At 57.7% G+C, this 25,556-nt stretch carries 23 protein-coding genes and 2 pseudogenes; 18 read left to right on the top strand and 7 right to left on the bottom strand.

Translation table 11 applies throughout. The features are described from left to right. Positions 1-48 precede the first annotated feature (48 nt). The 4 genes from AC4ANK_RS18450 to flgA form a co-directional block, all read right to left on the bottom strand. The gene (locus AC4ANK_RS18450; protein WP_002554326.1) at positions 49-795 is read right to left on the bottom strand and encodes a flagellar brake protein; all 747 of its coding nucleotides are present in this window, start codon (positions 793-795) and stop codon (positions 49-51) included. A gap of 82 nt (positions 796-877) precedes the next feature. Next, positions 878-1,345 carry a flagella synthesis protein FlgN gene (locus AC4ANK_RS18445; RefSeq protein ID WP_002554325.1) on the bottom strand — a complete coding sequence of 156 codons (468 nt, stop codon included), beginning with the start codon at positions 1,343-1,345 and terminating at the stop codon, positions 878-880. A 49-nt stretch (positions 1,346-1,394) separates the two neighbouring features. Then, entirely contained in the window at positions 1,395-1,709 is a 315-nt protein-coding gene (gene flgM / locus AC4ANK_RS18440; RefSeq protein ID WP_002554324.1) for a flagellar biosynthesis anti-sigma factor FlgM, read from the bottom strand. A 160-nt stretch (positions 1,710-1,869) separates the two neighbouring features. After that, positions 1,870-2,628 carry a flagellar basal body P-ring formation chaperone FlgA gene (gene flgA / locus AC4ANK_RS18435; protein ID WP_002554323.1) on the bottom strand — a complete coding sequence of 253 codons (759 nt, stop codon included), beginning with the start codon at positions 2,626-2,628 and terminating at the stop codon, positions 1,870-1,872. A gap of 78 nt (positions 2,629-2,706) precedes the next feature. Here flgA and AC4ANK_RS18430 point away from each other — a divergent pair, with 78 nt between their 5' ends. Next, on the top strand, positions 2,707-3,633 hold the full coding sequence (locus AC4ANK_RS18430) for a chemotaxis protein CheV (protein ID WP_002554322.1): 927 nt from the start codon (positions 2,707-2,709) through the stop codon (positions 3,631-3,633). Positions 3,634-3,684: 51 nt separating this feature from the next. Next, positions 3,685-4,512 carry a protein-glutamate O-methyltransferase CheR gene (cheR, locus tag AC4ANK_RS18425; protein WP_002554321.1) on the top strand — a complete coding sequence of 276 codons (828 nt, stop codon included), beginning with the start codon at positions 3,685-3,687 and terminating at the stop codon, positions 4,510-4,512. Between the two features lie 92 nt (positions 4,513-4,604). On the opposite strand, the pseudogene AC4ANK_RS18420 reads toward cheR, so the two are convergent. Further along, positions 4,605-5,198: pseudogene (locus tag AC4ANK_RS18420) on the bottom strand (LysR substrate-binding domain-containing protein); the annotation flags it as partial. A 61-nt stretch (positions 5,199-5,259) separates the two neighbouring features. On the opposite strand from AC4ANK_RS18420, the gene AC4ANK_RS18415 reads away from it, so the two are divergent. Continuing rightward, positions 5,260-6,240, top strand: a complete 981-nt coding sequence (locus AC4ANK_RS18415) for an IS5 family transposase (RefSeq protein WP_044424202.1) — start codon at positions 5,260-5,262, stop codon at positions 6,238-6,240. Positions 6,241-6,360: 120 nt separating this feature from the next. Here AC4ANK_RS18415 and AC4ANK_RS18410 read toward each other — a convergent pair. After that, positions 6,361-6,687: pseudogene (locus tag AC4ANK_RS18410) on the bottom strand (LysR family transcriptional regulator); the annotation flags it as partial. Between the two features lie 73 nt (positions 6,688-6,760). On the opposite strand from AC4ANK_RS18410, the gene cynS reads away from it, so the two are divergent. The 7 genes from cynS (at position 6,761) to AC4ANK_RS18375 (ending at position 12,847) form a co-directional block, all read left to right on the top strand. Next, positions 6,761-7,228 (top strand): cyanase, encoded by a 468-nt coding sequence (gene cynS, locus AC4ANK_RS18405; RefSeq protein ID WP_004658714.1) that lies wholly within the window; start codon positions 6,761-6,763, stop codon positions 7,226-7,228. Between the two features lie 10 nt (positions 7,229-7,238). Beyond that, on the top strand, positions 7,239-7,712 hold the full coding sequence (locus tag AC4ANK_RS18400) for a nuclear transport factor 2 family protein (RefSeq protein WP_002554318.1): 474 nt from the start codon (positions 7,239-7,241) through the stop codon (positions 7,710-7,712). A gap of 279 nt (positions 7,713-7,991) precedes the next feature. Then, positions 7,992-8,399: a flagellar basal body rod protein FlgB gene (flgB, locus tag AC4ANK_RS18395; RefSeq protein WP_002554317.1), complete on the top strand. Its 408-nt coding sequence runs from the start codon at positions 7,992-7,994 to the stop codon at positions 8,397-8,399. Between the two features lie 3 nt (positions 8,400-8,402). Next, positions 8,403-8,843: a flagellar basal body rod protein FlgC gene (gene flgC / locus AC4ANK_RS18390; protein WP_002554316.1), complete on the top strand. Its 441-nt coding sequence runs from the start codon at positions 8,403-8,405 to the stop codon at positions 8,841-8,843. A gap of 15 nt (positions 8,844-8,858) precedes the next feature. Further along, complete coding sequence (gene flgD, locus AC4ANK_RS18385; protein ID WP_002554315.1) at positions 8,859-9,545, top strand: flagellar hook assembly protein FlgD; 687 nt, start codon at positions 8,859-8,861, stop codon at positions 9,543-9,545. 25 nt (positions 9,546-9,570) lie between these two features. Then, positions 9,571-10,896: a flagellar hook protein FlgE gene (flgE, locus tag AC4ANK_RS18380; protein ID WP_002554314.1), complete on the top strand. Its 1,326-nt coding sequence runs from the start codon at positions 9,571-9,573 to the stop codon at positions 10,894-10,896. A gap of 190 nt (positions 10,897-11,086) precedes the next feature. Then, entirely contained in the window at positions 11,087-12,847 is a 1,761-nt protein-coding gene (locus AC4ANK_RS18375; protein WP_002554313.1) for a flagellar hook protein FlgE, read from the top strand. Here AC4ANK_RS18375 and AC4ANK_RS18370 read toward each other — a convergent pair whose 3' ends face one another. Then, a complete protein-coding gene (locus tag AC4ANK_RS18370; RefSeq protein WP_005754776.1) occupies positions 12,848-13,039 on the bottom strand; it encodes a hypothetical protein in 192 nt (63 codons plus the stop codon). It abuts the gene before it with no gap. 283 nt (positions 13,040-13,322) lie between these two features. On the opposite strand from AC4ANK_RS18370, the gene AC4ANK_RS18365 reads away from it, so the two are divergent. From AC4ANK_RS18365 to AC4ANK_RS18330, 8 genes are all read left to right on the top strand, one after another. After that, positions 13,323-14,063 carry a flagellar basal body rod protein FlgF gene (locus tag AC4ANK_RS18365; RefSeq protein WP_004658719.1) on the top strand — a complete coding sequence of 247 codons (741 nt, stop codon included), beginning with the start codon at positions 13,323-13,325 and terminating at the stop codon, positions 14,061-14,063. A 46-nt stretch (positions 14,064-14,109) separates the two neighbouring features. Beyond that, positions 14,110-14,898 (top strand): flagellar basal-body rod protein FlgG, encoded by a 789-nt coding sequence (flgG, locus tag AC4ANK_RS18360; protein WP_002554310.1) that lies wholly within the window; start codon positions 14,110-14,112, stop codon positions 14,896-14,898. Between the two features lie 84 nt (positions 14,899-14,982). Next, positions 14,983-15,696 (top strand): flagellar basal body L-ring protein FlgH, encoded by a 714-nt coding sequence (gene flgH / locus AC4ANK_RS18355; RefSeq protein ID WP_002554309.1) that lies wholly within the window; start codon positions 14,983-14,985, stop codon positions 15,694-15,696. 13 nt (positions 15,697-15,709) lie between these two features. Further along, positions 15,710-16,819, top strand: coding sequence for a flagellar basal body P-ring protein FlgI (locus AC4ANK_RS18350; RefSeq protein ID WP_031595793.1), 1,110 nt, complete (start codon positions 15,710-15,712; stop codon positions 16,817-16,819). Positions 16,820-16,829: 10 nt separating this feature from the next. Further along, positions 16,830-18,074 (top strand): flagellar assembly peptidoglycan hydrolase FlgJ, encoded by a 1,245-nt coding sequence (gene flgJ / locus AC4ANK_RS18345; protein ID WP_002554307.1) that lies wholly within the window; start codon positions 16,830-16,832, stop codon positions 18,072-18,074. Between the two features lie 11 nt (positions 18,075-18,085). Beyond that, positions 18,086-20,146 (top strand): flagellar hook-associated protein FlgK, encoded by a 2,061-nt coding sequence (flgK, locus tag AC4ANK_RS18340; RefSeq protein ID WP_002554306.1) that lies wholly within the window; start codon positions 18,086-18,088, stop codon positions 20,144-20,146. A gap of 13 nt (positions 20,147-20,159) precedes the next feature. Next, positions 20,160-21,752, top strand: coding sequence for a flagellar hook-associated protein 3 (locus AC4ANK_RS18335; protein ID WP_002554305.1), 1,593 nt, complete (start codon positions 20,160-20,162; stop codon positions 21,750-21,752). Positions 21,753-21,840: 88 nt separating this feature from the next. Further along, positions 21,841-25,416, top strand: coding sequence for a glycosyltransferase (locus AC4ANK_RS18330; RefSeq protein WP_031595794.1), 3,576 nt, complete (start codon positions 21,841-21,843; stop codon positions 25,414-25,416). The last annotated feature ends 140 nt before the right edge of the window (positions 25,417-25,556 follow it).

The following is a 25,556-nucleotide window of genomic DNA, read 5'->3' as shown; positions in this document are numbered from 1 at the left end:
GTGTGATTGCGGCAGGTTGCCGCAATCACCAGCAAGCAGAAGCGGGGATCAGAAGTCGTCGTCTTTGTCGAAGCGGCGAGCTTCACGCTGCAACTGGTAGACGAAACGCTCAACCTGACGCTGCACAAGCCCACTCATGTTGTGGAAGCGCACGCCGGCAAAGGTGGTGTGAAATCTTTCCTCGAAGTGCAAATAACGCAGCTCGACCGGAGCTGTCATTGCTCCGAATGGCAACTTCGCAATAAATCGTTCGTATACCTGGCCCAACTGCATGCGCTCGGACACATCGCCTTCAAAGCGCAGTTTGCAACCGGTTGCAGAGATGTCCAGCAGTTTGCCGGTCAGAGGGGATTTCAAACGGTCTCCACCGATCTCGATGTCGACCAGCTGCGCCAGCTTCAGCGCTGCACGAAATGCGTTGCGCCGCTGGTGGTAAATCACCTCTTCAGGCATCGGCCCGCGGTACAGGCGCTGCCCGTTGGTATCGACAATCTCCATCTGCGATGAGCTTTCCCAGGCGATACGCACGCCGTCGTGAAAACCTTCGACGCGGAAAGACTCGCCATTACTTAAAAAGCGTTCGCCATCGCGGGGGATCATTTCGTCGAGCGCCATGACGTTGCTGTCACGGTCGACTTCAAGCAGGTAGCTCTGAAAGCGTTGGGCACGCTCATGGAAGGTAATGATCAGAGGATCATGACTCTCGAGTAGCAACCGCAGGTTAGCGGCAATTTCCAAAGGTGTGTTGAGGACCTTCGGGGGCTGCGGAGCATCGTCCGCGCTTGAGCCATTCACGTTCTTGAATCTCCAGGCAAAATACTACGGCAACGCAACAACAGGCATTCTGCCACTACGCACGAAACCTTGATACAGGAAGTTACGCCTGACTCAGAGGGCGTGGTTTTGCTCTAAGCGCAGTTGACCCGCGACTGTCATAGAGCGTGGGCGTCTCACCGCCGTTCAGTATGCGAAGCTGATGAGCGGTGCTGATCTGTTGCAGCTGGATCAGACTACCATTCTGCTCGTTCAGCGTCTGGCATTCATTGATCAACGCATTCAGTTCGTCACCGGCCATCAGCAATTGCTCGCCGACATCCGACTGGCTGGCCAGTTGCTGGAGACCACTGCGATTGGCTGGCAGCCCCATGCCCGCAAGCACCTGGCTACGTTTGCGCCCATGTTGATCGAGAAGAATGACCAGCGCCTGTTTCTGCGCCAGTACCTGCTCCATCTCGCCCATGTCGCGGCCGTGAAGAATCAGGGATTCGGCCTGCAGCAGCTCTAGAAGCTGTCGGGCCGAAACCATGTCGTCAGTGATCATCTGCAACAAAGTAGTGTCTTGCATCGCATGCTCTGGTTTTTAAGCGTCCAGAATATCCAGCGCCAGCCTTGGCTTAGCGTTGGGTTTCGAAATTCAACAGCTTGCTGGCGACACGGTTGCTGTCCACTGTGTAACTACCGTCGGCGATGGCCTGTTTGAGCTCGGCAACGCGAGCACTATTGACGGTTGGCAGATCGGTCAGCTTGTCCGTGATTTTCTGCAACTGTTGAGCCTCACTGCTCAAAGAAAAAGTTTCCCCGGTGCTTTTGACACCTGCGGTGGCTGCAGGGGCTGGTGCATCGGTTTTGACGGTGTCTTTACTGGCACTGGTACGTGTTGTACCGGCAACAGACTGTGAATTGTTAAGGCGACTGAAATCTATGACCATGATTGAAAAAACCTCTGGGTGTTTGGACGCTTGCCTTGTTTTCGGCCAACCCCTATCAAACTTTAGGCCGATTGTGAGAAAGCTTCCCAATAGACGCTTTTCACCGTCGGATATTCCCCGCAGTCTAAAAAAACACACCCTGTGCGCCAGCATCAATGCATTACATGGCCACTTCCACCTGCCCTGGGCCGGTGACATTCGCTTTGATCACCCGCTGGGAATTAAGGTTTTTCACCCGTATCTGTTCGTTGAAACCGCCGTCGGACATCGCTTCGCCGGGCATGCGCACCGCCAGCGAACCGCTGCGGGCGATGATGACCACTTGGTCGCCCTTGTGAATCATTTGTGGCTGTTCCAGCGCCACCGGGGTAACGACCTGGTCGATGACCATTTGTCGGACAACCTTTTGACCGACGGCCTGATCAAGAGAGGCCAGAAATCCCTGGCCCAGGCTGCTCACGTCGCGCTCACGCAGCGCAACGTCTTCTTCAGTAACGATGGCGTCGCGTTTCAGCGGGCGCATCACGGTCACGACGTTGCGATACAGCAGCACCTGGGCCGGCACAAATACTGTCCAGGGCGAAGAGCCTTCGCAGCGTACCCGCACCGTAACCCGGCCGACCGGGCGCGGGCTTTCCAGTGTGGCTGTCAAATCCTTGTCACAGGCACCCATCCGTAAACGCGGGTCGAGCTGCTTGACCTGTATGTCATGACGCCCGTCAATCTGGTTGGTTGCCAAATAGTCTTCTACTGTGAACTCAAGAAACCCTTGGGTGACGCCGATAAGCTGTTCAGGCAGTGTGAAATTCTCTGCGCGAGCGAGGCTCACCGTGCCACAAAGGCACAGCAGAGCGATTGCGCACAGAAGCCTGCGGGTTTCTAATGCGAGGTGTCGAGAAATTGTCGTCTTTGCGTTCATGAGGTAATAAATAGCAAAGCCCGTGCCGCTTGTTGATCTGGTGTCTGGGCGGCGGTCATTTTGGTAAGGGGGTTCGGCATGGCAGGTGTAATGGATTCGGTAAACCAGCGAACTCAGCTGGTGGGTCAGAATCGCCTGGAGCTGCTCTTGTTCCGTCTCGACGGCAAGCAGCTCTACGGGATCAACGTCTTTAAGGTAAAAGAAGTACTGCAATGCCCGAAACTCACCATCATGCCCAAGTCGAGCAAGATCGTCCGGGGTGTGGCCAATATTCGTGGCGGCACGATCCCGATCATGGATCTGGCGATGGCGACGGGTTCCACAGGCATGATTTCGCTGGTCAACTCCTTCGTCATCATTACCGAGTACAACACCAAGGTTCAGGGTTTTCTGGTGCATTCTGTAGAACGCATCGTCAACATGAACTGGGAAGAGATTCATCCACCACCCAAAGGTACCGGGCGCGATCATTACCTGACCGCAGTTACCCGGGTTGATAATCAGTTGGTGGAAATTATCGACGTCGAGAAGATTCTTGCCGAAGTCGCACCTATTTCCGAAGAAGTGTCGGTCGGTGTGATCGATGCCGAGGTTCAGCACAAGGCGATTTCGCTGCGTGTGCTGACGGTCGATGACTCGTCGGTGGCCCGCAAGCAGGTCAGCCGCTGCCTGGAAACCGTCGGTGTGGAGGTGGTTGCCCTTAACGATGGCCGTCAAGCGCTGGATTACCTGCGCAAAATGGTCGAAGAGGGTAAAAAACCGGAAGAAGAGTTCCTGATGATGATCTCCGACATTGAAATGCCGGAGATGGATGGCTATACCCTTACAGCTGCGATACGTAATGACCCGCGTATGCAGAAGATGCACATCACCTTGCATACCTCTCTGTCCGGGGTATTCAACCAGGCGATGGTCAAGAAAGTCGGCGCTGATGATTTTCTCGCGAAATTCCGGCCTGATGATCTTGCGGCCAGGGTTGTTGCGCGGATCAAGGCAGCAGAATAACCAGCCGGGGGCGCCGTCCCCGGTGATTCACATGATTTGAGAGGCGGCACCTTGTCTACGGGTAATTTGGATTTTGATCAGTTCCGGGTATTTCTGGAAAAAGCCTGTGGCATCTTGCTTGGGGAAAACAAGCAGTATCTGGTGTCCAGCCGCCTCAACAAACTGATGGAGCAGCAAAGCATCAAGTCGCTTGGCGAGTTGGTTCAGCGCATCCAGACCCAGCCGCGCAGCGGGTTGCGCGAACAGGTTGTCGATGCGATGACCACCAACGAAACCCTGTGGTTTCGCGACACCTATCCGTTCGAAGTGCTGAAGAACAAAGTGCTGCCCGAGCAGATCAAGGCCAGCCCTGGTCAGCGACTGCGCATCTGGTCGGCGGCCTGTTCATCGGGCCAGGAACCGTACTCGCTGTCGATGTCGATTGATGAGTTCGAGCGCGCCAATCAGGGCCAGCTCAAATCGGGCGTGCAGATTGTTGCCACCGATCTGTCTGGCGCAATGCTCAACAACTGCAAGACCGGCGAGTACGACAGTCTGGCTATCGGCCGCGGCTTGTCGCCGGATCGTCTGCAGCGTTTCTTTGATATAAAAAGTCCAGGTCGCTGGGTCGTCAAGACGCCGATCAAGAGCCGTGTGGAGTTCCGCTCGTTCAACCTGCTCGACAGCTACGCCTCGCTGGGCAAGTTCGACATCGTGTTCTGCCGCAACGTATTGATCTACTTCTCCGCTGAAGTGAAGAAGGACATCCTGCTGCGCATCCACGGTACGCTCAAGCCAGGCGGCTACCTATTTCTGGGGGCTTCCGAAGCGCTCAATGGTTTGCCGGATCACTATCAGATGGTTCAGTGCAGCCCCGGGATCATCTATAAGGCCAAGTGACGGTCTGTCAGTTGCCTGCGATGAAAAAAGAGACCTTCGGGTCTCTTTTTTTGTGCGCGGCTGAAAACAGCTTCGATCGTCTGCCCATCGGTTCATGTTTGCGTACTGTTACTCACCAGTTTGGCAAAAGCGTTGGCGGCGGCGCTCTGGTAGCCGTTTTTACGCCGCAGCAGCGCAACCGTCCGCCCAGGAAGGGCAGGGGTCGTCTGAACTTCGCGCAACCCGGGCTGCTCGCGAACGATGGCATCGGGAAGAATGGTTGCCATACGCCCCTGGGCAACAACCTTGAGCAAAATGGCGATCGAGTTCGCCTCCAGGTTGACCGCAGGCTTGAAATTCTGCGTCTGGCACCAGGCATCCAGCAGCTGGCGAGTGGCGAATCCGGGGGCGAGCAAGGCAAAGCGAAGCGTTTGCAGGTCCTCAAGTGTCAGCGCGGTCTGCTTATCGGGGGCAGGTTTTGCCATGACCAGGCACAGTTGTTCATCGAACAGAGGCTGGCTGTCTATCTCGACAGCATGACTGCCGGCAAAACCAATGGCCAGATCGAGCGCGTCATTGATCAATGCCTCGGTAATCTGCTCCAGAGGCAGCTCTGTGAGGATTATCGCCACTCCGGGGTACAGCGCGCTGAAGCGGTCGATCAGCGGCGCTATCAGGTATTCACTGAAGGTTGGCGTGACACCTAGGGAATCTCCGAACAAGTCCCGGTTATGCGAAAATCGCCTGACCACCTGATCCGAGCCTCCCATGAGCCAGATGAGCTTTTCCGATTTCGAATATGCCAGCAAGCGCAAGCAGACACGCCGCGAACGCTTCCTCGCCGAGATGGATCAGGTCGTCCCCTGGACAGGTCTGCTGGGCCTGATCGAACCGTTCTACCCCAAGGCCGGCGGTGGCAGAAAACCTTATCCGCTGGAAACCATGCTGCGCATTCACCTGCTGCAGAACTGGTTCTCCCTGAGTGATCCGGCCATGGAAGAAGCGCTCTACGAAATCACCCCCATGCGCCAGTTTGCACGCCTGACGTTGAGTGCGCCGATACCGGAAGACACCACGATCATGAACTTCCGGCACCTGCTGGAGAAACATCAACTGGCTCCTGCAATCCTCGCGGTCATCAACGGTTATTTGCAGGAAAAAGGCCTGTCGCTGCGCCAGGGCACCATCGTCGATGCCACCATTATTCATGCCCCAAGCTCGACCAAGAACAAAGACGGCGAGCGTGATCCCGAGATGCATCAGACAAAGAAGGGTAACCAGTATTTCTTCGGTATGAAGGCCCACATCGGCGCTGACGTTGAGTCTGGACTGGTTCATCACGTCCATGGCACTGCGGCCAATGTGGCCGATGTCACTCAAGTCGCCGAACTGCTCCACGGGGAAGAAAACGCGGTCTATGCGGACGCTGGCTACACCGGTGTCGAGAAGCGTGAAGAGCACGAAAATCGTAACGTGATCTGGCAAATCGCGGCGCGGCGCAGCACGTATTCCAAGCTGAACAAACGCAGCCTGTTGTACAAAGCCAAGCGCAAGATCGAGTACTGCAAAGCGCAGACACGCGCCAAGGTCGAGCATCCGTTTCGGGTCATCAAGCGCCAGTTTGGTTACGTGAAAGTACGCTTTCGTGGGCTGATGAAAAACACGGCCCAACTGACCACGCTGTTCGCCCTGTCGAACCTGTGGATGGCTCGAAAGCGACTAATGGGTTTGGGTGAGTTGCGCGCTTAACACGGAAAACCGAGCGAAAAACGCGCTCGACTCACACTGCATCAGACCGTTTTCAGAAAAATAGCGCTATGTGCCTGGCAAATTACGGCTTGCCACCGCTGCGCGGCAAGTTGATCGGAGCATCCCTAGGCGCAATTGTCCGCGTGACAGATCGCTGACATCGTTGAGCGCACGCTTCCCGGCCTCCAGCTCAAGCAGGCAACGACGCGCGTGGTCCAGATACACGCGGCCGGCATCGGTCGGCACGACGCTGCGGCGGGTGCGGTCGAACAGTTGCACACCCAGGCTGCTTTCCAGCTGCCTGATCTGTTGCGACAACGCCGGTTGCGAGACATGCAGGGCCTCGGCCGCCCGGGTGAAATTGCCATGGTCGGAGACTGCCAGCAAATAACGTATATGGCGTAACAGCACGGCATCACCATAAGGCAGGATTATGGCGATGATCATAAATCAGTCTTGGATCTTATGGTGATAGTTGCCGATGCTGTGATTGATATGAATTCATTCCGGAGGGTTACCTATGCCGCACAGCAACATTTCCAGAGCACCGCGCCAGAATCTGACTGAACGTGTGCTGCAGGCCAAGACCGCAAAGAACCTGACGTGGGCAGGGCTTGCAGAAGGTACGGGGTTGAGCGTGGTGTATGTCACGGCTGCATTGCTCGGTCAGCACCCATTGCCGGAAGCGGTGGCCGAGGTAGTCGCCGAGCGTCTCGGGCTGGACAGGGACGCGGTCGCCGAACTGCAAACCATCCCGTTGCGCGGCAATGTCGAAGACGTCTCCAGTGACCCGACGATCTATCGCTTCCACGAAATGGTTCAGGTCTACGGCACAACGCTGAAGGCATTGGTGCATGAGCAGTTCGGCGACGGCATCATCAGCGCAATCAACTTCAAGCTCGACATCAAGAAAGTCGAAGATCCGGAAGGGGGCGAGCGAGCCGTGATCACCCTTGATGGAAAATTTCTGCCCTATAAACCGTTCTGAGGACGCTGAGATGAGTGATAAAGGAAGACCGCCATTTCCACCCTTTACCCTGGAGACGGCTGTCCAGAAAGTCCGTGGCGCCGAGGATGGCTGGAACTCTCGCGATGCGGCGAAAGTTGCGCTGGCCTACACCGAAGACACCTACTGGCGTAACCGCAGTGAGTTCATCAATGGCCGCGCAGAGGCTCAGGCCTTTCTGGAACGCAAGTGGCGCAAGGAACTGGACTACCGGCTGATCAAGGAGCTCTGGGCATTTACCGATAACCGCATAGCCGTGCGCTATGCCTATGAATGGCATGACGACTCTGGCAACTGGTTCCGTTCGTGTGGCAACGAAAACTGGGAGTTCGCTGCAAACGGCCTCATGCAGCGGCGCTTTGCCTGCATCAACGATTTGCCGATCGCCGAGTCCGAGCGCAAATACCATTGGCCATTGGGGCGGCGACCTGATGACCACCCTGGGTTAAGTGAGCTTGGCCTCTGATTCAGTCGTCAAAGAGACCTTCGGGTCTCTTTTTTATTGGGCGTCCGAATGAGGCAATGATGAAGTGCCGCCATTGTCAGGCGGCAAGTCGACACTGGCAAAAAAACGGCACCCCGCTTGCCGCTTTCTCCTCCCACAGCGGAAATGCCTTGCCGCTTTTCTGGCATTGCCGCCTCGCCGCCGCCTGCGGCCCCCGCAATCATTGGCTTTTGCAACATGGCACGCCGATTGCTTTGTCAGTAACAACAGAATCAGGTCAACCGGCAAAGGTTTCCCGAAATGAGCATCAGCTTCGATAAAGCGCTAGGCATACATGAAAAGGCTCTGAACTTCCGGGCTCAGCGTGCAGAGGTGTTGGCCAACAACATCTCCAACGCCGATACCCCGAACTTCAAGGCTCGCGATCTGGACTTCTCGTCGGTGCTGGCTGCCGAAAACGACAAGGTGCAGAACGGTCATTTCGCGCTGAACAAGACCAACAGCCGCCATATCGAAGCCGAAGGCATGGGCAATGATGACGGGACGCTGCTGTATCGCACCCCGTCGCAGCCTTCGCTGGACCAGAACACCGTCGATTCCCAGGTCGAGCAGGCCAGCTACACCGAGAACGCCATGGGCTTTCAGGCCAGCTTCACATTGCTCAACAGCAAGTTCAAGGGGCTGGTTGCAGCCCTTCGCGGAGAATAATTCATGTCACTAGCCAATGTGTTCAACATTGCCGGTAGCGCCATGAGTGCCCAGACCACGCGTCTGAACACTACGGCCAGTAACATCGCCAACGCCGAGACCGTGTCTTCGAGCATGGACCAGACCTACCGCGCCCGTCACCCGGTGTTTGCCACCGTGATGCAGGGTCAGCAGTCCACAGGCGGTTCGCTGTTCCAGGATCAGGGCGAAGCCGGGCAGGGCGTTCAGGTCAACGGCATCATCGAAGACAGCTCGAACCTGGAAGCACGTTACGAGCCCAATCATCCTTCCGCTGACAAGGACGGGTATGTCTACTACCCCAACGTCAATGTCGTGGAAGAAATGGCCGACATGATTTCTGCCAGCCGGTCTTTCCAGACCAACGCCGAAATCATGAACACCGCTAAATCCATGATGCAGAAGGTTCTGACCCTCGGTCAGTGATAGAAGGCGAACGTTATGGCCGATAACACCACAGCAAGCAGCGTCTCATCGACGTTCTTGAACACACTGCAGAATCCGACGCCGACCGCGACGAATTCCACCGGTACGCTGGGCAAGGACGCGTTCCTGCAGCTGCTCGTGACGCAGATGAAGAACCAGAACCCGCTGGACCCACAGGACAACACGCAGTTCGTGGCCCAGCTGGCACAGTTCAGCAGCCTTGAAAGCATGCAGAACCTGACGTCGACGGTTGACACGATTGCAACCAGTTACAAGTCGTCCCAGGCGTTGCAGGCATCGTCGCTGGTAGGTCGCTCGGTGATCATCGATTCGAGCTCCACCACCGTGGATACCACCAAGGGTATGACCGGTTCGATCGTTATTCCGAGCGCCACTACGGCGACAAGTATCAAGGTTTACGATTCGCAATCGAATCTGGTCGACACCGTCGAGCTGGGCGCGCAGAAAGTCGGCACCACCAGCTTTTCCTGGGACGGTACGGACAGCGACGGTACAGCGCTTGCGTCGGGCAACTACACCTTCAAGGCTGAAGGCTCGGTTGACGGCAAGAACACACAGCTTTCGACTTACCTGCCTGCCACGGTCAACAGCGTCACGTTGGGTGTGAATGGTGCAGAAACAATGCTCAATCTGGCCAGCGGCAGTGTTGCCCTGTCCAAAGTTCAAACCATCGGATTGTAGAGCCTACCAGGCGCAGGAGTGAAACATGTCTTTCAATATCGGCCTTAGTGGGCTCTATGCTGCAAACAAAAGTCTCGACGTTACCGGCAACAACATTGCCAACGTTGCGACCACTGGCTTCAAATCGTCGCGCGCGGAGTTTGCCGATCAATACGCTCAATCGATTCGCGGCACTTCCGGCCAGACCAATGTGGGCAGTGGCGTAACAACCGCAGCGGTTTCCCAGCAGTTCTCGCAGGGCAACCTGACTACCGGTACTGCCAACAGCCTCGACCTTGCCATCAACGGCAACGGTTTCTTCATGCTCAGCAATAACGGCGAGAAGCTGTACACCCGTGCCGGTGCATTCCACACCGACAAGGAAGGCTACGTCGTCAACAGCGGCGGTATGAAGTTGCAGGGTTACAACGTTGATGCCAACGGCAGTGTGGTAACCGGTGCATTGAGCGACCTGCGGGTGGATTCGTCCAACCTTCAGCCCAAGGCAACCACCGCCATTACCAACGTTGCCAACCTGAATTCGACCACTGCCTTGCCGTCGCTCACTACGTTCGACGCGACTGACACCAAGTCGTACAACATGAAGTACAGCACGCCGACCTATGACACTCAGGGTAACGCGCATACGCTGGATCAGTATTTCGTCAAGACCGGCACCAACACCTGGTCCATGTACTCGCTGATGGACGGTCGCAGCATTTCCGACCCGACCACTACTACGGCCGACAAGAACGACCTGACATTCGACTCCTCGGGTAATCTGGTCGTCGCAGCGCCGGGCACCGTACCGACCGACAGTGCGAACATCAAGTTCAACACTGATGGCACCTTTACTGTCGCCAACTGGGTACCAGGTGTGCAATCCGGCACCGGCACGACCGCCAGCTGGGGCGCGAACGGTGCTACGGGTGCCTCCATCAAACTGAACATGGCCGGTATTACCCAGACCGCGTCGGTGTCGGGCCTGATCACTCAGGACCAGGACGGTTACGCCACTGGCCAGCTCAGTGCGATGAGCGTTGATGCAACCGGCAACCTGTTCGCGACCTACACCAACGGCAAATCCCAAGTGATCGGGCAGACCTCGCTGACCAACTTTGCCAACGTGCAAGGCCTGGCGCAGGCAGGTGGCACCAACTGGCGTGAAACCTTCGCTTCGGGCGTACCGGTCAGCGGCACGCCGCAATCGGGCACCCTCGGCTACATCACTGGTCAGGCGCTGGAAGAGTCCAACGTCGATCTGACCATGGAGCTGGTCAACCTGATCAAGGCGCAGAGCAACTACCAGGCGAACGCCAAAACTATCTCCACTCAAAGCACCATCATGCAAACCACTATTCAGATGACTTGATAGTGTAGAGCGTTAAATAAAGCCCCTTTTCGAAGGGGCTTTTTTTTGGTTGTTTTTTACAAGGTGATGCACGCTCGAGTTTAATTAAACTTGCAGAAAGTTCAGTCAATGTACTTGGAAATCTCCTACGCGCGATGATGTGAGAATCAAAACTCCTCTATGAGTTGCCCTTTGGGGTAAAGGAGTTTTCATGTCGTTCAATACCGCGATCAGCGGCATTCATGCCGCGAATAAAAGGCTGGAGGTGGCCGGTAACAATATTGCCAACTCCGGCACTATCGGGTTCAAGTCGTCGCGTGCGCAGTTCTCGGCGCTGTATTCAGCCAGCCAGTTGGGCAGTGGTCGCAATGCTGTAGGTGATGGCGTACGTCTTGCTTCAATGCAGCAAAACTTCAATCAGGGCGAAAGCATGACCACGTCGGGTAATCCGCTCGACATGCGTATTCAGGGCAACGGCTTTTTTGTGGTGAGTGACGGTGGGTCTCTTGCCTATACCCGTGCCGGAGCGTTCCTCAAGGACGCGGCGAACTTCGTTGTGGACAGCGAGGGTGGACGATTGCAAGGCTATGCGGCAAACGAGCAGGGCGAGATCAAGCGCGGGTTGCGTACCGACTTGCAGATTGATACATCGAATGTATCGGCCAGAGCCACCACGCGGGTTGCCGAGAACATCAACCTGGACGCCTCGCTGCCTTCGCTCGCGCGCTTGCCGGTCTTCGACCCGGCCGATCCTGCGACCTACACGCGGGTCGTTGGCCGTACCATTCAGGATGCGGGGTCTGGAGCAGGAGCCACTGCGGTGCCTGCGGCGGATCATGAGCTGAAGCAGTATTTCGTCAAGACCGGCGACAGTCAGTGGTCCATGTATGTGCTGATCGATGGGCGTAATCCGGTGGACCCGAACAGCGTGGCACCGTTGCAAGTAACCCTTGAGCAAAGACCGAACGGATCGCTGTCATACAGCGGCAATAGCCAGCACCTTCGTAAAATCTCGGATACCGAATTTGCCCTGCAAGGCTGGCGGCCGGCTGAAGAGGTCAATGGTGCCTGGGTCAGTAACGGCGCTGCCAATGGCGGCACAGTGTCGCTGCCGTTGAATAATGGATCGATCAGCATGCTTGATCCTGGTGATGCGTTGATGGATCGCCCGGTTCCGGCGTTCGATCCATCGGACCTGAAGACGTACAGCGATATGTTTGCCAATGCGATTTTCGACAGCCAGGGCAATCAGCACGAGCTGAAGCAGTATTTCGTGAAGGACGGCACCAACAGCTGGCGCATTCATGCGCTGATTGATGGCCGCAACCCGCAGATGCCTGATTCCACCGACCCGCTGACTGCAAACATCGTGTTTGATTCTGGCGGCTGGGTACAGTCATTGACCGGCGGCCCTGGTTTTGCGAGTACCCATAGCAACGGTCTGCAACTGACCGGCTGGACACCGGCCATGCCTGCCGAGCGGGTCACAGGGCCAGAAAAATGGGTACCCAACGGTGCGGCTGGCAGTGCGAAGGGCATTACGATCGACTTCACCAACCTGCTGCAGCACAACGCCGCCAGTTCGCGTTCTTCCACGCATGTTGATGGCCATGCGGCGGGGCAGTTGAGCAGCTTGAGCGTGGGGCGCGATGGCATCCTGTGTGCCGGGTTTACCAATGGCATGAACAAGAATATCGGTCAGGTGATACTCGCCAGCTTCTCCAATCCGCAGGGGTTGCAGGCGCGCAGTGATACGCGCTGGACCGAATCCGCCGACTCTGGCGTTGCCGATTACGATGTGCCGGGCGTCGGCACGCTGGGCAGCCTCATTGGCGACGGGCTGGAGGGGTCCAATGTCGTCCTGGCTGATGAGCTGATTGCTCTCATCCAGGCGCAGACGGCTTATCAGGCCAACTCCAAAGCCATATCGACAGAGGCGACCGTGATGCAGACGCTGATTCAGTCGACCTGATCAGATTGAGCAGTCGGATTTGATGAAGTGACCTTTCAGCCGTGTCCAGCCAGGCCCGGGGCTGGTCTGGGCGCAGACAATCCGGCTGTCGCCCTGCCATTTGTAATAGTGAGCGGGGGCGGCCTGGGCGAGGAGGGCGAGGGTCATCAGGCTCGCGCTGGCGATGCCGGCAATGCATGCACGAAAAAGCATGAGGGTTCCCGTTCAGGGCTGCGGTGTCGGCAAGATTATCACTGTCGATCCGCTTGTCAGCCCATACCAATGAAGTTTTTTTGGCGGTGCTCGCTGCTTGATGATCGGCAGGCGGCAGTCCTCCGCCGCTATTGGGCGGCGCTTTGCCCGAAGGGCATCATCGAATGCCGGTTTTTGCTGGTTAATCAGGCATTTGTATCGAGCCTGACAAGTTGGTTCAAAAATTGCTTTAACCCTTTCAGAACAGCTACAGGCGGCAAGCGTCTGTCGGAGGAGGAAGACTGTGGACAAGTTGCTTTACGTCGCAATGAGCGGTGCATCCGAAAACGCGATCGCGCAGAAGGCTCACGCCAACAACCTGGCAAACGTATCAACAAACGGTTTCATGCGTGACCTTGAACAGGCCCGCTCGATGCCGGTGTTTGGCGAGGTCATGCCGTCGCGTGCCTATGCGATGAGCGAACGTCCGGGGACCGACTTTTCCGCCGGTGCCATGGTTGAGACCGGCCGTGAACTGGACATCGCCGTCAAAGGTGATGGCTGGATTGCAGTGCAGACCCCCGATGGTGGCGAAGCCTACACCCGCAGCTCCGGCATGAACATCGATGCCCTGGGTGTGTTGCGCGACGGCAGCGGTTTGCCGGTAATGGGCAATGGCGGTCCGATTGCCGTGCCGCCTCAGCAGCAGATCGAGATCGGTGCCGACGGCACAATCAGCATTCGCTCACTCGGCGAAAGCCCACAGGTGATGGCGCAGGTCGACCGTATCAAGCTGGTCAAGCCTGACCTCAAGACCATGGAAAAAGGCCCCGATGGCCTGATCCACACCAAGACCGGTCGGCCTGCCGACGCAGATGCCACCGTTCAGGTCGAGTCCGGCTTTCTGCAGGCGAGCAACGTCAATGCGGTCGAGGAAATGACCTCGGTACTGGCCTTGTCCCGTCAATTCGAATTGCACGTCAAGATGATGAAGACCGCCGAAGAAGACGATCAGTCTATGGCTCGCGTCTTGCAACTTGGCTAATCAATGACAGCTTGCGCCGACAAACCGGCGCTTGAGGAGAACACACATGCTTCCTGCACTATACGTCGCTAAAACCGGCCTTGCCGCTCAGGACACCAACCTGACCACTATCTCCAACAACCTGGCGAACGTTTCGACCACAGGTTTCAAGAGTGATCGTGCCGAGTTCCAGGACCTGCTCTACCAGATCAAACGCCAGCCGGGTGCCCAGTCCACTCAGGACAGCGAGCTGCCATCCGGTCTGCAATTGGGTACCGGTGTGCGCATTGTCGGTACGCAGAAGAACTTCACAGCCGGTAGCCTGCAGACCACCAACAACCCGCTGGACCTGGCGGTCAACGGTCGTGGTTTCTTTCAGGTGACCCAGCCGGACGGCACTGTTGCCTACAGCCGCGACGGTACTTTTCACCTGGACGCCAACGGCCAGATCGTGACTGCCAACGGCTACGCTCTTGAGCCTGCGATTGTCGTTCCACAGAACGCCCAGACCTTCACAGTCGGTCAGGACGGTACTGTTTCCGTCACGCTGGCCGGTGCAACCGCCACACCGCAGATCATCGGCAACATCCAGACCGCTGACTTCATCAACCCGGCCGGCCTGCAGGCCATCGGCGGCAACCTTTATCTGGAAACCGGTTCAAGCGGCGCGCCGCAGATCGGCACGCCTGGCCTCAACGGCCTGGGTCCGACCCTGCAGAACACCCTGGAAAACTCCAACGTCAGCACCGTTGAGGAACTGGTCAACATGATCACCACCCAGCGTGCTTACGAGATGAACTCCAAAGTGATCTCGACCGCCGACCAGATGCTGCAGAACCTGACTCAGAACCTGTAAGTGTTTGATGTTGTCGCTCGTAAAACTGCTCAATCCGATGGGGCGCCTGATAAGCGCCTGTTACACCGCGAGGTTTCAAGTGTCATGAACCGCCTTAGTGTTCCGCGTTTTTCAGTGTTGATCGCTTCATTGTGCGGGATCACCCTGCTGTCTGGCTGCGTTGCGCCGACGGCCAAGCCCAATGACCCTTATTACGCTCCGGTGTTGCCGCGTACACCCATGTCGGCCGCTGCCAACAATGGTGCCATCTATCAAGCCGGTTTCGAGCAGAACCTGTATGGCGACCGCAAGGCTTTCCGTATCGGCGACATCATCACCATCACGCTTTCCGAGCGTATGGCAGCCAGCAAGGCGGCCACTTCGGCCATGACCAAGGACAGCACCAACAGTATTGGTCTGACCTCGCTGTTCGGTTCGGGGCTGACCACCAACAACCCGATTGGTGGCAACGACCTGAGCCTGAACGCCGGTTACACCGGCGCGCGGACCACCAAGGGTGATGGCAAGGCCGCACAGAGCAACAGCCTGACCGGTTCGGTCACTGTGACCGTGGCGGATGTGTTGCCCAACGGCATTCTGGCGGTGCGTGGCGAGAAGTGGATGACCCTCAATACCGGTGACGAGCTGGTGCGGATTGCCGGTCTGGTTCGGGCTGATGACATCGCCACCGACAACACAGTGTCGTCCACCCGTATTGCCGATGCACGTATTACCTATTCGGGGACTGGAGCCTTTGCCGATACCAGCCAGCCAGGCTGGTTCGACCGGTTCTTCCTCAGCCCGTTGTTCCCTTTCTGATAGCGGGATAAACATGATCAAGCTCAAGCAACTGATAGTGGCGACCTTGTTGTTGTCCACAGCGTTCGGCGTTCACGCCGAGCGTCTGAAGGACATCGCAAGCATCTCCGGCGTGCGGGCCAACCAGTTGATCGGTTACGGTCTGGTCGTGGGTCTCAATGGTACGGGCGACCAGACCACCCAGACCCCGTTCACCCTGCAGACGTTCAATAACATGCTGTCGCAGTTCGGCATCAAGGTGCCGTCCGGTTCCGGCACTGTGCAGTTGAAAAACGTTGCAGCAGTTGCTGTGTACGCGGATCTGCCAGCGTTCGCCAAGCCGGGTCAGACGGTCGATATCACCGTTTCCTCGATCGGTAACTCCAAGAGCCTGCGCGGTGGTGCGCTGTTGATGACGCCGATGAAGGGTGTCGACGGCAATGTCTACGCCATCGCACAGGGTAACCTGGTGGTCGGCGGTTTTGACGCGGAAGGCCGTGACGGTTCGAAAATCACTGTCAACGTTCCGTCGTCGGGCCGTATTCCCGGTGGTGCGTCGGTCGAGCGCTCGGTGCCGAGCGGCTTCAATCAGGGTAATACCCTGACCCTTAACCTGAACCGGTCCGACTTCACCACTGCCAAGCGGATTGTGGACAAGATCAATGAGCTGCTTGGTCCTGGTGTTGCTCAGGCGCTGGACGGTGGCTCGGTACGTGTGACCGCGCCGCTTGATCCGGGCCAGCGTGTCGACTACCTGTCGATTCTGGAGAACCTGGAAGTCGACCCGGGCCAGACCGCTGCCAAGGTCATCATCAATTCGCGGACCGGCACTATCGTGATCGGTCAGAACGTCAAGGTTTCGCCCGCTGCGGTAACGCACGGCAGCCTGACCGTGACCATTACCGAAGACCCGATTGTCAGCCAGCCGGGCGCATTGTCCGGTGGTCAGACGGCGGTCGTGCCGCGTTCGCGGGTCAATGCCCAGCAGGAGCTACACCCGATGTTCAAGTTCGGTCCAGGCACCACGCTGGATGAGATTGTTCGTGCGGTCAATCAGGTGGGCGCTGCGCCCGGCGACCTGATGGCCATCCTCGAAGCCCTTAAGCAGGCCGGCGCGTTGCAAGCCGATCTGATAGTTATCTGAGGACTCGAGCATGGATATGCCCAAGAGCGGAATTTCGTCAGCGGTCGACTCCGGTGCCTACACCGACGTCAACCGTCTGGCGTCGCTGAAGCATGGCGACAAGGACAGTGTGGAAAACCAGAAGAAGGTGGCTCGCGAGTTCGAGTCGCTGTTCGTCAGCCAGATGCTCAAGGCCATGCGCTCGGCCAACGAAGTGCTGGCCAAGGACAACCCGATGAACACCCCGGCGACGCGCCAGTATCAGGACATGTATGACCAGCAATTGGCGGTCACCCTGTCCACCCGTGGCAACGGCATCGGTTTGCAGGACGTGTTGATGCGTCAACTGTCCAAGGACAAGGGTATTCAGCACGCAGCACCGACCGATACGACGGCCACGCCTGTAACGACCACCGATGCAACCCCGGCCAAAACCGGGCTGGCGACCAGTGTCTATCAGCGTCCGCTGTGGGCCACGCGCTCGGCGGCGGCAGATCAGGCGGCTGCGGCAGTTTCGGCATCTGGTGATGGGCGCAATGACATGGCGGCGCTCAACTCGCGTCGTCTGTCGTTGCCAACCAAACTCACCGACCGATTGCTGGCCGGCATCGTGCCTTCCGCCACCGCAGCCGTCAGCAACAGCCCGGTACCTGCTCGCGCAACCGCCAGCAGCAATGGCAACAACGGCGACTGGACGCTCGACCCCAACCTGGCACCCGCGCCTGAGTACGTGCGTTCCATGGCCCAGCCACCGCTGGCACCGGCCAAGCGCGCATTCAGCAACGCCGATCAGTTTGTCGAGACCATGCTGCCGCTGGCCAAGGAAGCAGCCGCACGCATCGGCGTCGATCCAGTGATGCTGGTGGCGCAGGCTGCGCTGGAAACCGGCTGGGGCAAGTCGATCATGCGTCAGCAGGATGGCAGCAGCAGTCACAACCTGTTCGGTATCAAGGCAGCGGGTAGCTGGAAAGGCGCTGAAGCGCGTGCCATTACCAGCGAGTTCCGTGACGGCAAGATGGTCAAGGAGACCACGGATTTCCGTTCCTACGACTCCTACGCCGACAGCTTCCATGACCTGGTCAGCCTGCTGCAGAACAACAATCGGTATAAAGAAGTGGTCAATTCGGCCGATAAACCGGAACAGTTTGTAAAAGAATTGCAGAAGGCCGGTTACGCCACTGACCCGGACTATGCCAGCAAGATTTCGCAGATCGCGAAGCAGATGAAGAGTTACCAGACTTACGCTGCTGCATCGGGCTCTTCCACGACTTTATAAGGTTTTGAATCATGTCGCTGATTTCAATTGGGCTCTCAGGTATCAATGCCAGCAGTGCCGCGATCAACACCATCGGTAACAACACGGCCAACGTGGATACCGCCGGTTACTCGCGTCAGCAGGTAATGACCACGGCTTCGGCACAGATCAATATCGGCCTGGGTGTCGGTTATATAGGCACCGGTACGACGCTGTCCGACGTGCGTCGTATCTACAACAGCTACCTTGATGCCCAATTGCAAACCAGTACTGCCCTGAGCGCCGACGCGGTTGCGTACTCCGGCCAGGCCAGCAAGACCGATACGCTGCTGTCCGATAGCGCCACTGGCGTGTCCACGCAGCTGGCCGACTTTTTCACCAAGATGCAGGGCATTGCCACCAACGCTACCCAGTCGTCGGACCGTTCGGCATTTCTGACTCAGGCTTCTGCGTTGAGCTCACGCTTCAATTCGGTCGCTTCACAGTTGTCGTCGCAGAATGACAACGTCAATGCCCAGCTCACCACCTTCACCAAACAGGTCAACGAGCTGACCACGACCCTGGCAAGCCTGAACAAGCAGATCACTCAGGCAGGGGCTGGTAACACTACGCCCAATTCGCTGCTCGATTCGCGCAATGAGACTGTGCGCCAGCTCAACGGGCTGGTGGGTGTCAAGGTAATCGAGAACAACGGCAACTACGATATCTACACCGGCACCGGCCAATCGCTGGTCAGCGGTGGCACGTCGTACACCATGTCGGCGACCCCGAGCCCTGCCGATCCTCTGCAGTACAACGTACAAATCGCTTACGGCCAGACCAAGACTGACGTCACCTCGGTGATCAGCGGTGGCTCGATTGGCGGTCTGCTGCGCTATCGCTCCGATGTGCTGGTGCCTGCGACCAATGAGCTTGGCCGTGCCGCGATGGTGCTGGCCGATCAGGTCAACAGCCAGATGAGCCAGGGCATCGACAGCAAAGGCAACTTCGGTTCCAGCCTGTATTCCAACATCAACAGTGCCGACGCCATTTCGCAGCGCAGTACCGGCAAGACCACCAACAGTGCCGGTTCCGGCAACCTGGACGTGACCATTGGCGATACCAGCAAACTGACCGCCGACGATTATGAAGTCACCTTCAGCGACGCCTCCAACTTCACGGTTCGTCGCCTGCCCAACGGCGAAAGCGTCGGCACCGGTGCGCTGACTGACAACCCGCCCAAACAGTTCGATGGCTTCAGTGTCAGCCTCAATGGCAATGCGCTGGCTGCTGGCGACGTTTTCAAGGTCACTCCGACACGCAACGGCGCCTCGGGTATCTCGGTGGTGTTGACCGATCCCAAGGACATTGCAGCCGCCGCGCCATTGACCGCTACTGCCGGGGCCAGCAACTCGGGTACAGGTGGCTTCACGCAGCCAGTGCTCAATACCAAATCGGACATCTATAACAGCGTTCAGACGTCTGACCTGCGTAACGCGATCAAAGACTCCGCGCCGATGAAGCTGGTGATGGGTGCGGTCAGCAGTACCGGTGTGCAGAGCTACACGCTGATCAATGCCAGTGGTGCGCCCGTGCTCGACCAGAATGGCAGCGCGGTAAGTGGCACGATCATTCAGGGTCAGAGCAACGCTGTAAAGCTGAGCATCGGTTACACCGACAACACCACCACGCCAGCCGGCAAGACGGCATTCGAAGTGCAGATGACCCTCTCCGGTTCGCCGTTGGTCAATGACACGTTCAGCATCGGCCTGACGGGTGCCGGCTCTTCGGACAACCGCAACGCGCTGGCAGTAGTAGGGTTGCAGACGGCCAAGACTGTCGGCGTCACCAACGGCGGCGTGGGCACCAGCCTGTCCGGCGCATACGCCGATCTGGTCTCGGTGGTCGGTACGCTGGCAGGGCAGGGCAAGAGCGATGTCACCGCCAGCGCTGCCGTCGTTGCACAGGCCAAATCGGCGCGTGATTCGGTCTCCGGCGTGTCGCTCGATGAAGAAGCGGCCAACCTGATCAAGTATCAGCAGTACTACACCGCCTCTTCGCAGATCATCAAGGCGGCCCAAACCATTTTCAGCACGCTGATCAACAGCCTTTAAGGAGTCGTGAACCATGCGGATCTCAACTACCCAGTTCTACGAATCCACCAACACCAACTATCAGCGTACTTATTCGAATGTGCTCAAGACCAGTGAAGAGGTCTCCAGCGGCATCAAACTCAATACCGCCAGCGATGATCCGGTAGGCGCTGCACGTGTCCTGCAACTGGCTCAGCAGAACTCAATGCTGACCCAGTACGCGTCGAACATCGGCACGATCAATACCAACATCGTCAATTCCGAGACCGCGCTGACCAGCATCGTTGATACGATGCAGACAGCCCGTGAAGTGATCGTATCGGCAGGCAACGGTGCCTACACCGATTCCGACCGCCTGGCCAAGGCTGCTGAACTCAAGCAGTATCAGAGCCAGCTTCTCGGCTTGATGAACAGCCAGGACTCCAACGGCCAGTATATTTTTGCCGGGTCCAAGTCTTCGGCTCCGCCGTACGCGCAGAATGCCGATGGTACTTACAGCTATAGCGGGGACCAGACCAGCGTCAATCTGGCGATTGGTGATGGCCTGGTTTTACCGAGCAACACCACAGGCTATGAAGCGTTCGAGCAAGCCGTCAACACTACCCGTACGTCCTCGACCCTGCTTTCGCCTGCGACCGACGACGGCAAGGTTGGCCTGACTGGCGGTCAGGTGACGTCCACCAGCGCCTACAACTCGGGCTATCAGGCTGGCGAACCGTACACCATGACGTTCCTCAGCGGTACGCAGTTCAAGATTACCGATGCCAGCGGCACCGACGTCACGACCGATGCGTCAACTGCCGGTAAATTCAGCTATGGCTCGTTCGCTGATCAGACCTTCACCTTCCGCGGTGTCGAGCTGACCATGAACATCAACCTGTCAGCTGCCGAATCTGCCACGCCTGCAACGGCCGCTACTGCACTGACCAATCGCAGCTATGAACTGGCCTCGACGCCGGACACGGTTTCGGCGTCGCGCAGCCCGGGCAACACGTCGGCCGCTACTATCAGCAGTTCGGCAGTGGGCAACACAACGGCTGACCGCACGGCGTTCAACAACACCTTTCCGCCCAATGGTGCGATTCTCAAGTTCACCAGTGCCACTGCCTACGACCTGTATGCGTCGCCCGTGACCAGCAGCAGCAAACCCGTGTCGAGTGGCACGTTGACCGGTTCGACGGCCAATGCGTCGGGCGTCAATTTTACGGTCAGCGGTACGCCAGCAGCCGGTGACCAGTTTGTCGTGGAGTCCGGCACGCACCAGACCGAGAACATCCTCAATACGCTGACCGCAGCGATCAAGGCGTTGTCGACACCGACTGACGGCAATCTGGTTGCCTCGCAAAAGCTTGATGCCGCATTGGGCTCGGCGCTTGGCAACATTGCCAGCAGCATCGACCAGGCGTCCACAGCGCGCTCCGCCGGCGGCGCACGGCAATTGGCGGCGACGGCGCAGGGCACGACCAACGATTTGCTCAAGGGTAACAACACAGTTGAGCAAGGCACCTACGTCAACGCCGATATCGTTGAGGCCACCACCCGATTGACGTTGCAGAAGACTATGCTGGATGCCTCTCAGCAGGTATTTGTCCAGTTGTCCAAGCTGAACCTGTTCAGCCAGCTGTAACCTTGGCATTGAGCATCCGCCGTCTTTATTTCAGCGGTGAGGGAGGTTACTTGACCGGTAACTTCCCGCCGCTCGCGAGTCTGCAATAGTGAATTCAGTCCCCCTCGTCAGTATCGTCATTCCCGCCCTCAATCCCCGGTTCTTCCGCGCCGCGCTACAAAGTGCCTTGAATCAGGTTTACGACAACCTGGAAATCATTGTCTGCGACGATTGCCGCACCGATGAAATCAAGGCCGTTTTCGACGAACTGGTGCCTGCATCCAGCAACCTTGCGCGTTACGTGCGCAACCCGCAGCGGCTGGGGTTCCAGGCCAATCTGCTGAAGTGCCTTGAAGAGTCGCGCGGCGAATACATCAAGTTTCTGTGTGACGACGACCGCCTCTTTCCGTACTTCATCGCTAATCAGGCAGGCGTTCTGGATGCCTATGAAGACGTGAGTCTGGTGGTTGGCCGACGACATCTGGTCGACATCGATGACTATGTATTGCCACCCCGTCTGGAAAACGTCGGGCTTGTGCCCTACGACGCCGTGTTCAAAGGCGAGGACATGCTGGCGATTTTCGAGCGTACGCCACGCAATTATCTGGGTGGGTTCAGTGCTGCTCTGATACGCCGGGCCGATGTTATGGAGTACCTGCCTTCGATTGCCCAGTCGGGACAGGGGTTTATCGCACTGCTGGATTTTGCCCTGTTCATATGCCTGTTGCGCCGTGGCAACCTGGTGGCGCTGCATACTATTCAAAACGTCGAGCGCCGGCACCCGGATCGTTTCAGCGGCCAGCCCGACGTGATTCAAAAGGCCGCCACTGAATGGGGCTGGCTGAGCGAAATGCTCAAGGCACGTAGCGGTGAGCAGGCCCCGGCCCAGGGCTGGGTGCGCTTTTTGCCCTTGCGCAAGGCGCTGGAGCAGCCCCGCGAGTGGGACGAGGTCGGCATTTACGGGATAATGGCCAGTCGTCAGGGTGTCATGCACAGCAGGGTGGGCAGCAAGAGCGAAACCTACGCCGAGCTCTACACTGAATGGCTGTCGTGTCGGCAATTTACCGCCCCGCAGAGAAAACTGATCGAGAAACGCATCGGACACTGGACGTGGCAGCCGCGCATCGTTCCGGTGGTCGTTGACCCGTTTGGCGATGCCGAAGGGCTGGATATCACCCTGCGCAGCATTGCCGAGCAGGATTACGCCGCTGATTCAGTGGTTGTGTTGACCAATGCCGATGTTGACGATCCGCAGGTGCTGCGTTTCTCGTTGCAGCCGGATTGGGCGCGCCAACTGAACGAAGTGCTGCCGCTGCTGGAGAACGCCGATTGGGTTTATCTGCTGCGTGCCGGTGACCGGCTGACTCGGCCGTCACTGCTGGTGCTGGCAGAGCGAGTCGCGCAAAGCGAGGGCCTATTGTGCATTTACAGCGACGAAGGCGCGCTGGTCGATGGGAAATCCAGCGAGCCGATCTTCAAGCCTGATTTCAACCTGGACCTGATGCGGGCCTATCCTTACGTTGGCCGCACGCTGGCGTTCCAGCGCCGCAATCTGCTGGACACAGGCGGCTTCGACCCTGTGCACGGCGAACTGGCACCGCACGATTTCATCTGGCGTCTGGTGGAAGGCGTCGGGCCTCAGTCTGTCGAACACATCGCCGAGGTTCAGGTTGAATCGACCCTGACCTACGCTGAATGGCTTTCGCTGCCTCAGGTGATCGAGCATAACGAGTCGGTCGTATCGGCCCATCTTTCGCGCATTGGCCGAGAGCACGTCATCCACCATGATCAGTTGCCACTGCTGAACCGGATCGAGTACCGGCATGCTACAAGCCCGCTGGTATCGGTGATCATTACCACCCGGGATCAACTGGCAGCCCTGGAGCGCTGTGTAGAAAGCCTGCTCAGCAACACGACTTACCCTTATTTTGAAGTGCTGATCGTCGACAACGCCAGCGAGGGCGCCGATACCCGCGCCTGGTTTGCCGCGATGAGTGAGCTGGGCAGCGACAAGCTGCGCATTTATGCGCTGACCGAGCCCGGCAGCGAAGCCAGCGCCCAGAACCTCGCCGCCCGGCACGCCAACGGCGATTATCTGCTCATGCTCAGCCCACATGCCGTGCTGCATCAGGCTGACTGGCTGCAAGGCCTGCTCAATCATGCTCAGCGCCCCGAAGTCGGTATCGTCGGTCCACGAATCCTTACCCCTCAGGGTAATATTCTCTATGCAGGGATGGTGATGGGCATGGACGGGCTGGCGGGTCGGCCCTTCATCAATTATCCGACAGGCTCAAGCAGCTACATGCAGCGCTTGCAGTTGACACAGAACTGGAGCGCGGTCAGTGGCAATTGCCTGATGGTCCGCAAGGAAGTGTTCGACCACGCAGGCGGCATGCAAGCAGCAACCTTCACTCAGGGGCTGCAGGATCTGGACCTGTGCATGCGGGTCGGGCGTGACGGCTACCTGATTGTCGGCACACCCGATTCGTCACTGGTATTGGCCGAGCCTGCCGCCGCCGAGCGCTCTGAAACGTCTCGTCAGGCGCTGGATAAAGAGCAGCAATCGTTCTTTGAAAAATGGCTGCCGAAAATGGCCCGGGACCCGGCCTATAACCCCAATCTTCAGCTCAGTGAAGTGCAGGCGTTCGATCTTGACCCAGGTCTGCAAATGGGCTGGGAACCGTTCTGCACCCGCCATCTGCCTTCGATTCTGGGCATGCTGGTCAACTCGTCGGCGGTAGGCCACTACCGTGTCAGCCAACCCTTGCTTGAGTTGATGACAGCCGGGCGAGTGGTAGGCCGAATGTCCTATGAGTCGACTACGCCCGTCGAGATCGAGCGCCAGCGTCCGGACGTCATCGTTTTTCAAGGGCGTTATTCCGAACCCAAGATCAAAGACATCGTTCTGGCCAAAAACTACTCCAGTGCCATGCGCATTTTTGAACTGGATGACTACATCATCGATGTGCCCGAGCGCAACGAGCACCGGCGCAGCATGCCCGACAACATTGCCGAGATGCTGCGCAAGGGCATAGGCCTGTGCGACCGAGTGGTGGTGTCTACCCAGCCACTGGCTCAGGTGCTGTCGAGCATGCACAGCGATATTCGTGTCGTACCGAACATGTTGGCGACGCACTTGTGGAGCAGCCTCAAAAGCCAGCGTCGCACTTCCGGCAAGCCGCGCATCGGCTGGGGCGGCGGGACCAGTCATCGGGGCGACCTGGAATTGATTGTCGATGTCGTGCGTGAACTGGCCGATGAGGTCGAGTGGGTGTTCTTCGGCATGTGCCCGGATTTGCTCAAGCCTTACATTCATGAGTATCACACAGCTGTAAGCCTGCAAACCTACCCGGCCAAACTGGCCAGCCTGAACCTCGATCTGGCCCTGGCACCGCTGGAATTTCATATCTTCAATGACTGCAAGAGCAATCTGCGGCTGCTGGAGTACGGTGCGTGCGGCTACCCGGTCATCTGTTCGGACACCGAGGCGTACCGGGGCCATTTGCCGGCTACCCGGGTCTACACCAACAGCTCCGAAGAATGGTTGCAGGCGATTCGCATGCACCTGTCAGACCCCAATGCGAGCTATCGTATGGGCGACGAATTGCGCGAAACCGTCTTGCGCGATTTCATGTTGCGTGGAGAAAACCTGCAATATTGGGCTAACGGCTGGTTGCCCGACTGACCCGACCTGTTTAATGCGCTCCAGTCACTGATGGCTGGAGCTGTGTTGTTTGCTCTTGCGTTGACCGGGTCTTTTGGTTATCAGGGTTTCTTCTGGTCACCAGGATTAGAGACGCGATCGGCACGCTATCAAGGAAAGCT

The organism is Pseudomonas sp. Pmew2 (genome assembly GCF_058129885.1).
The sequence above is the reverse complement of the archived record's forward strand: the minus strand, read 5'-3'. Positions and strand labels throughout refer to the sequence as shown.

What these genes read in the sequence shown, in the direction of transcription:
- AC4ANK_RS18445 (WP_002554325.1), bottom strand. Translation starts at nt 1,345, where the DNA reads ATGCAAGACACTACTTTGTTGCAGATGATCACTGACGACATGGTTTCG.
- flgM (WP_002554324.1), bottom strand. Translation starts at nt 1,709, where the DNA reads ATGGTCATAGATTTCAGTCGCCTTAACAATTCACAGTCTGTTGCCGGT.
- flgA (WP_002554323.1), bottom strand. Translation starts at nt 2,628, where the DNA reads ATGAACGCAAAGACGACAATTTCTCGACACCTCGCATTAGAAACCCGC.
- AC4ANK_RS18430 (WP_002554322.1), top strand. Translation starts at nt 2,707, where the DNA reads ATGGCAGGTGTAATGGATTCGGTAAACCAGCGAACTCAGCTGGTGGGT.
- AC4ANK_RS18415 (WP_044424202.1), top strand. Translation starts at nt 5,260, where the DNA reads ATGAGCCAGATGAGCTTTTCCGATTTCGAATATGCCAGCAAGCGCAAG.
- cynS (WP_004658714.1), top strand. Translation starts at nt 6,761, where the DNA reads ATGCCGCACAGCAACATTTCCAGAGCACCGCGCCAGAATCTGACTGAA.
- AC4ANK_RS18400 (WP_002554318.1), top strand. Translation starts at nt 7,239, where the DNA reads ATGAGTGATAAAGGAAGACCGCCATTTCCACCCTTTACCCTGGAGACG.
- flgB (WP_002554317.1), top strand. Translation starts at nt 7,992, where the DNA reads ATGAGCATCAGCTTCGATAAAGCGCTAGGCATACATGAAAAGGCTCTG.
- flgC (WP_002554316.1), top strand. Translation starts at nt 8,403, where the DNA reads ATGTCACTAGCCAATGTGTTCAACATTGCCGGTAGCGCCATGAGTGCC.
- flgD (WP_002554315.1), top strand. Translation starts at nt 8,859, where the DNA reads ATGGCCGATAACACCACAGCAAGCAGCGTCTCATCGACGTTCTTGAAC.
- flgE (WP_002554314.1), top strand. Translation starts at nt 9,571, where the DNA reads ATGTCTTTCAATATCGGCCTTAGTGGGCTCTATGCTGCAAACAAAAGT.
- AC4ANK_RS18375 (WP_002554313.1), top strand. Translation starts at nt 11,087, where the DNA reads ATGTCGTTCAATACCGCGATCAGCGGCATTCATGCCGCGAATAAAAGG.
- AC4ANK_RS18370 (WP_005754776.1), bottom strand. Translation starts at nt 13,039, where the DNA reads ATGCTTTTTCGTGCATGCATTGCCGGCATCGCCAGCGCGAGCCTGATG.
- flgG (WP_002554310.1), top strand. Translation starts at nt 14,110, where the DNA reads ATGCTTCCTGCACTATACGTCGCTAAAACCGGCCTTGCCGCTCAGGAC.
- flgH (WP_002554309.1), top strand. Translation starts at nt 14,983, where the DNA reads ATGAACCGCCTTAGTGTTCCGCGTTTTTCAGTGTTGATCGCTTCATTG.
- AC4ANK_RS18350 (WP_031595793.1), top strand. Translation starts at nt 15,710, where the DNA reads ATGATCAAGCTCAAGCAACTGATAGTGGCGACCTTGTTGTTGTCCACA.
- flgJ (WP_002554307.1), top strand. Translation starts at nt 16,830, where the DNA reads ATGGATATGCCCAAGAGCGGAATTTCGTCAGCGGTCGACTCCGGTGCC.
- flgK (WP_002554306.1), top strand. Translation starts at nt 18,086, where the DNA reads ATGTCGCTGATTTCAATTGGGCTCTCAGGTATCAATGCCAGCAGTGCC.
- AC4ANK_RS18335 (WP_002554305.1), top strand. Translation starts at nt 20,160, where the DNA reads ATGCGGATCTCAACTACCCAGTTCTACGAATCCACCAACACCAACTAT.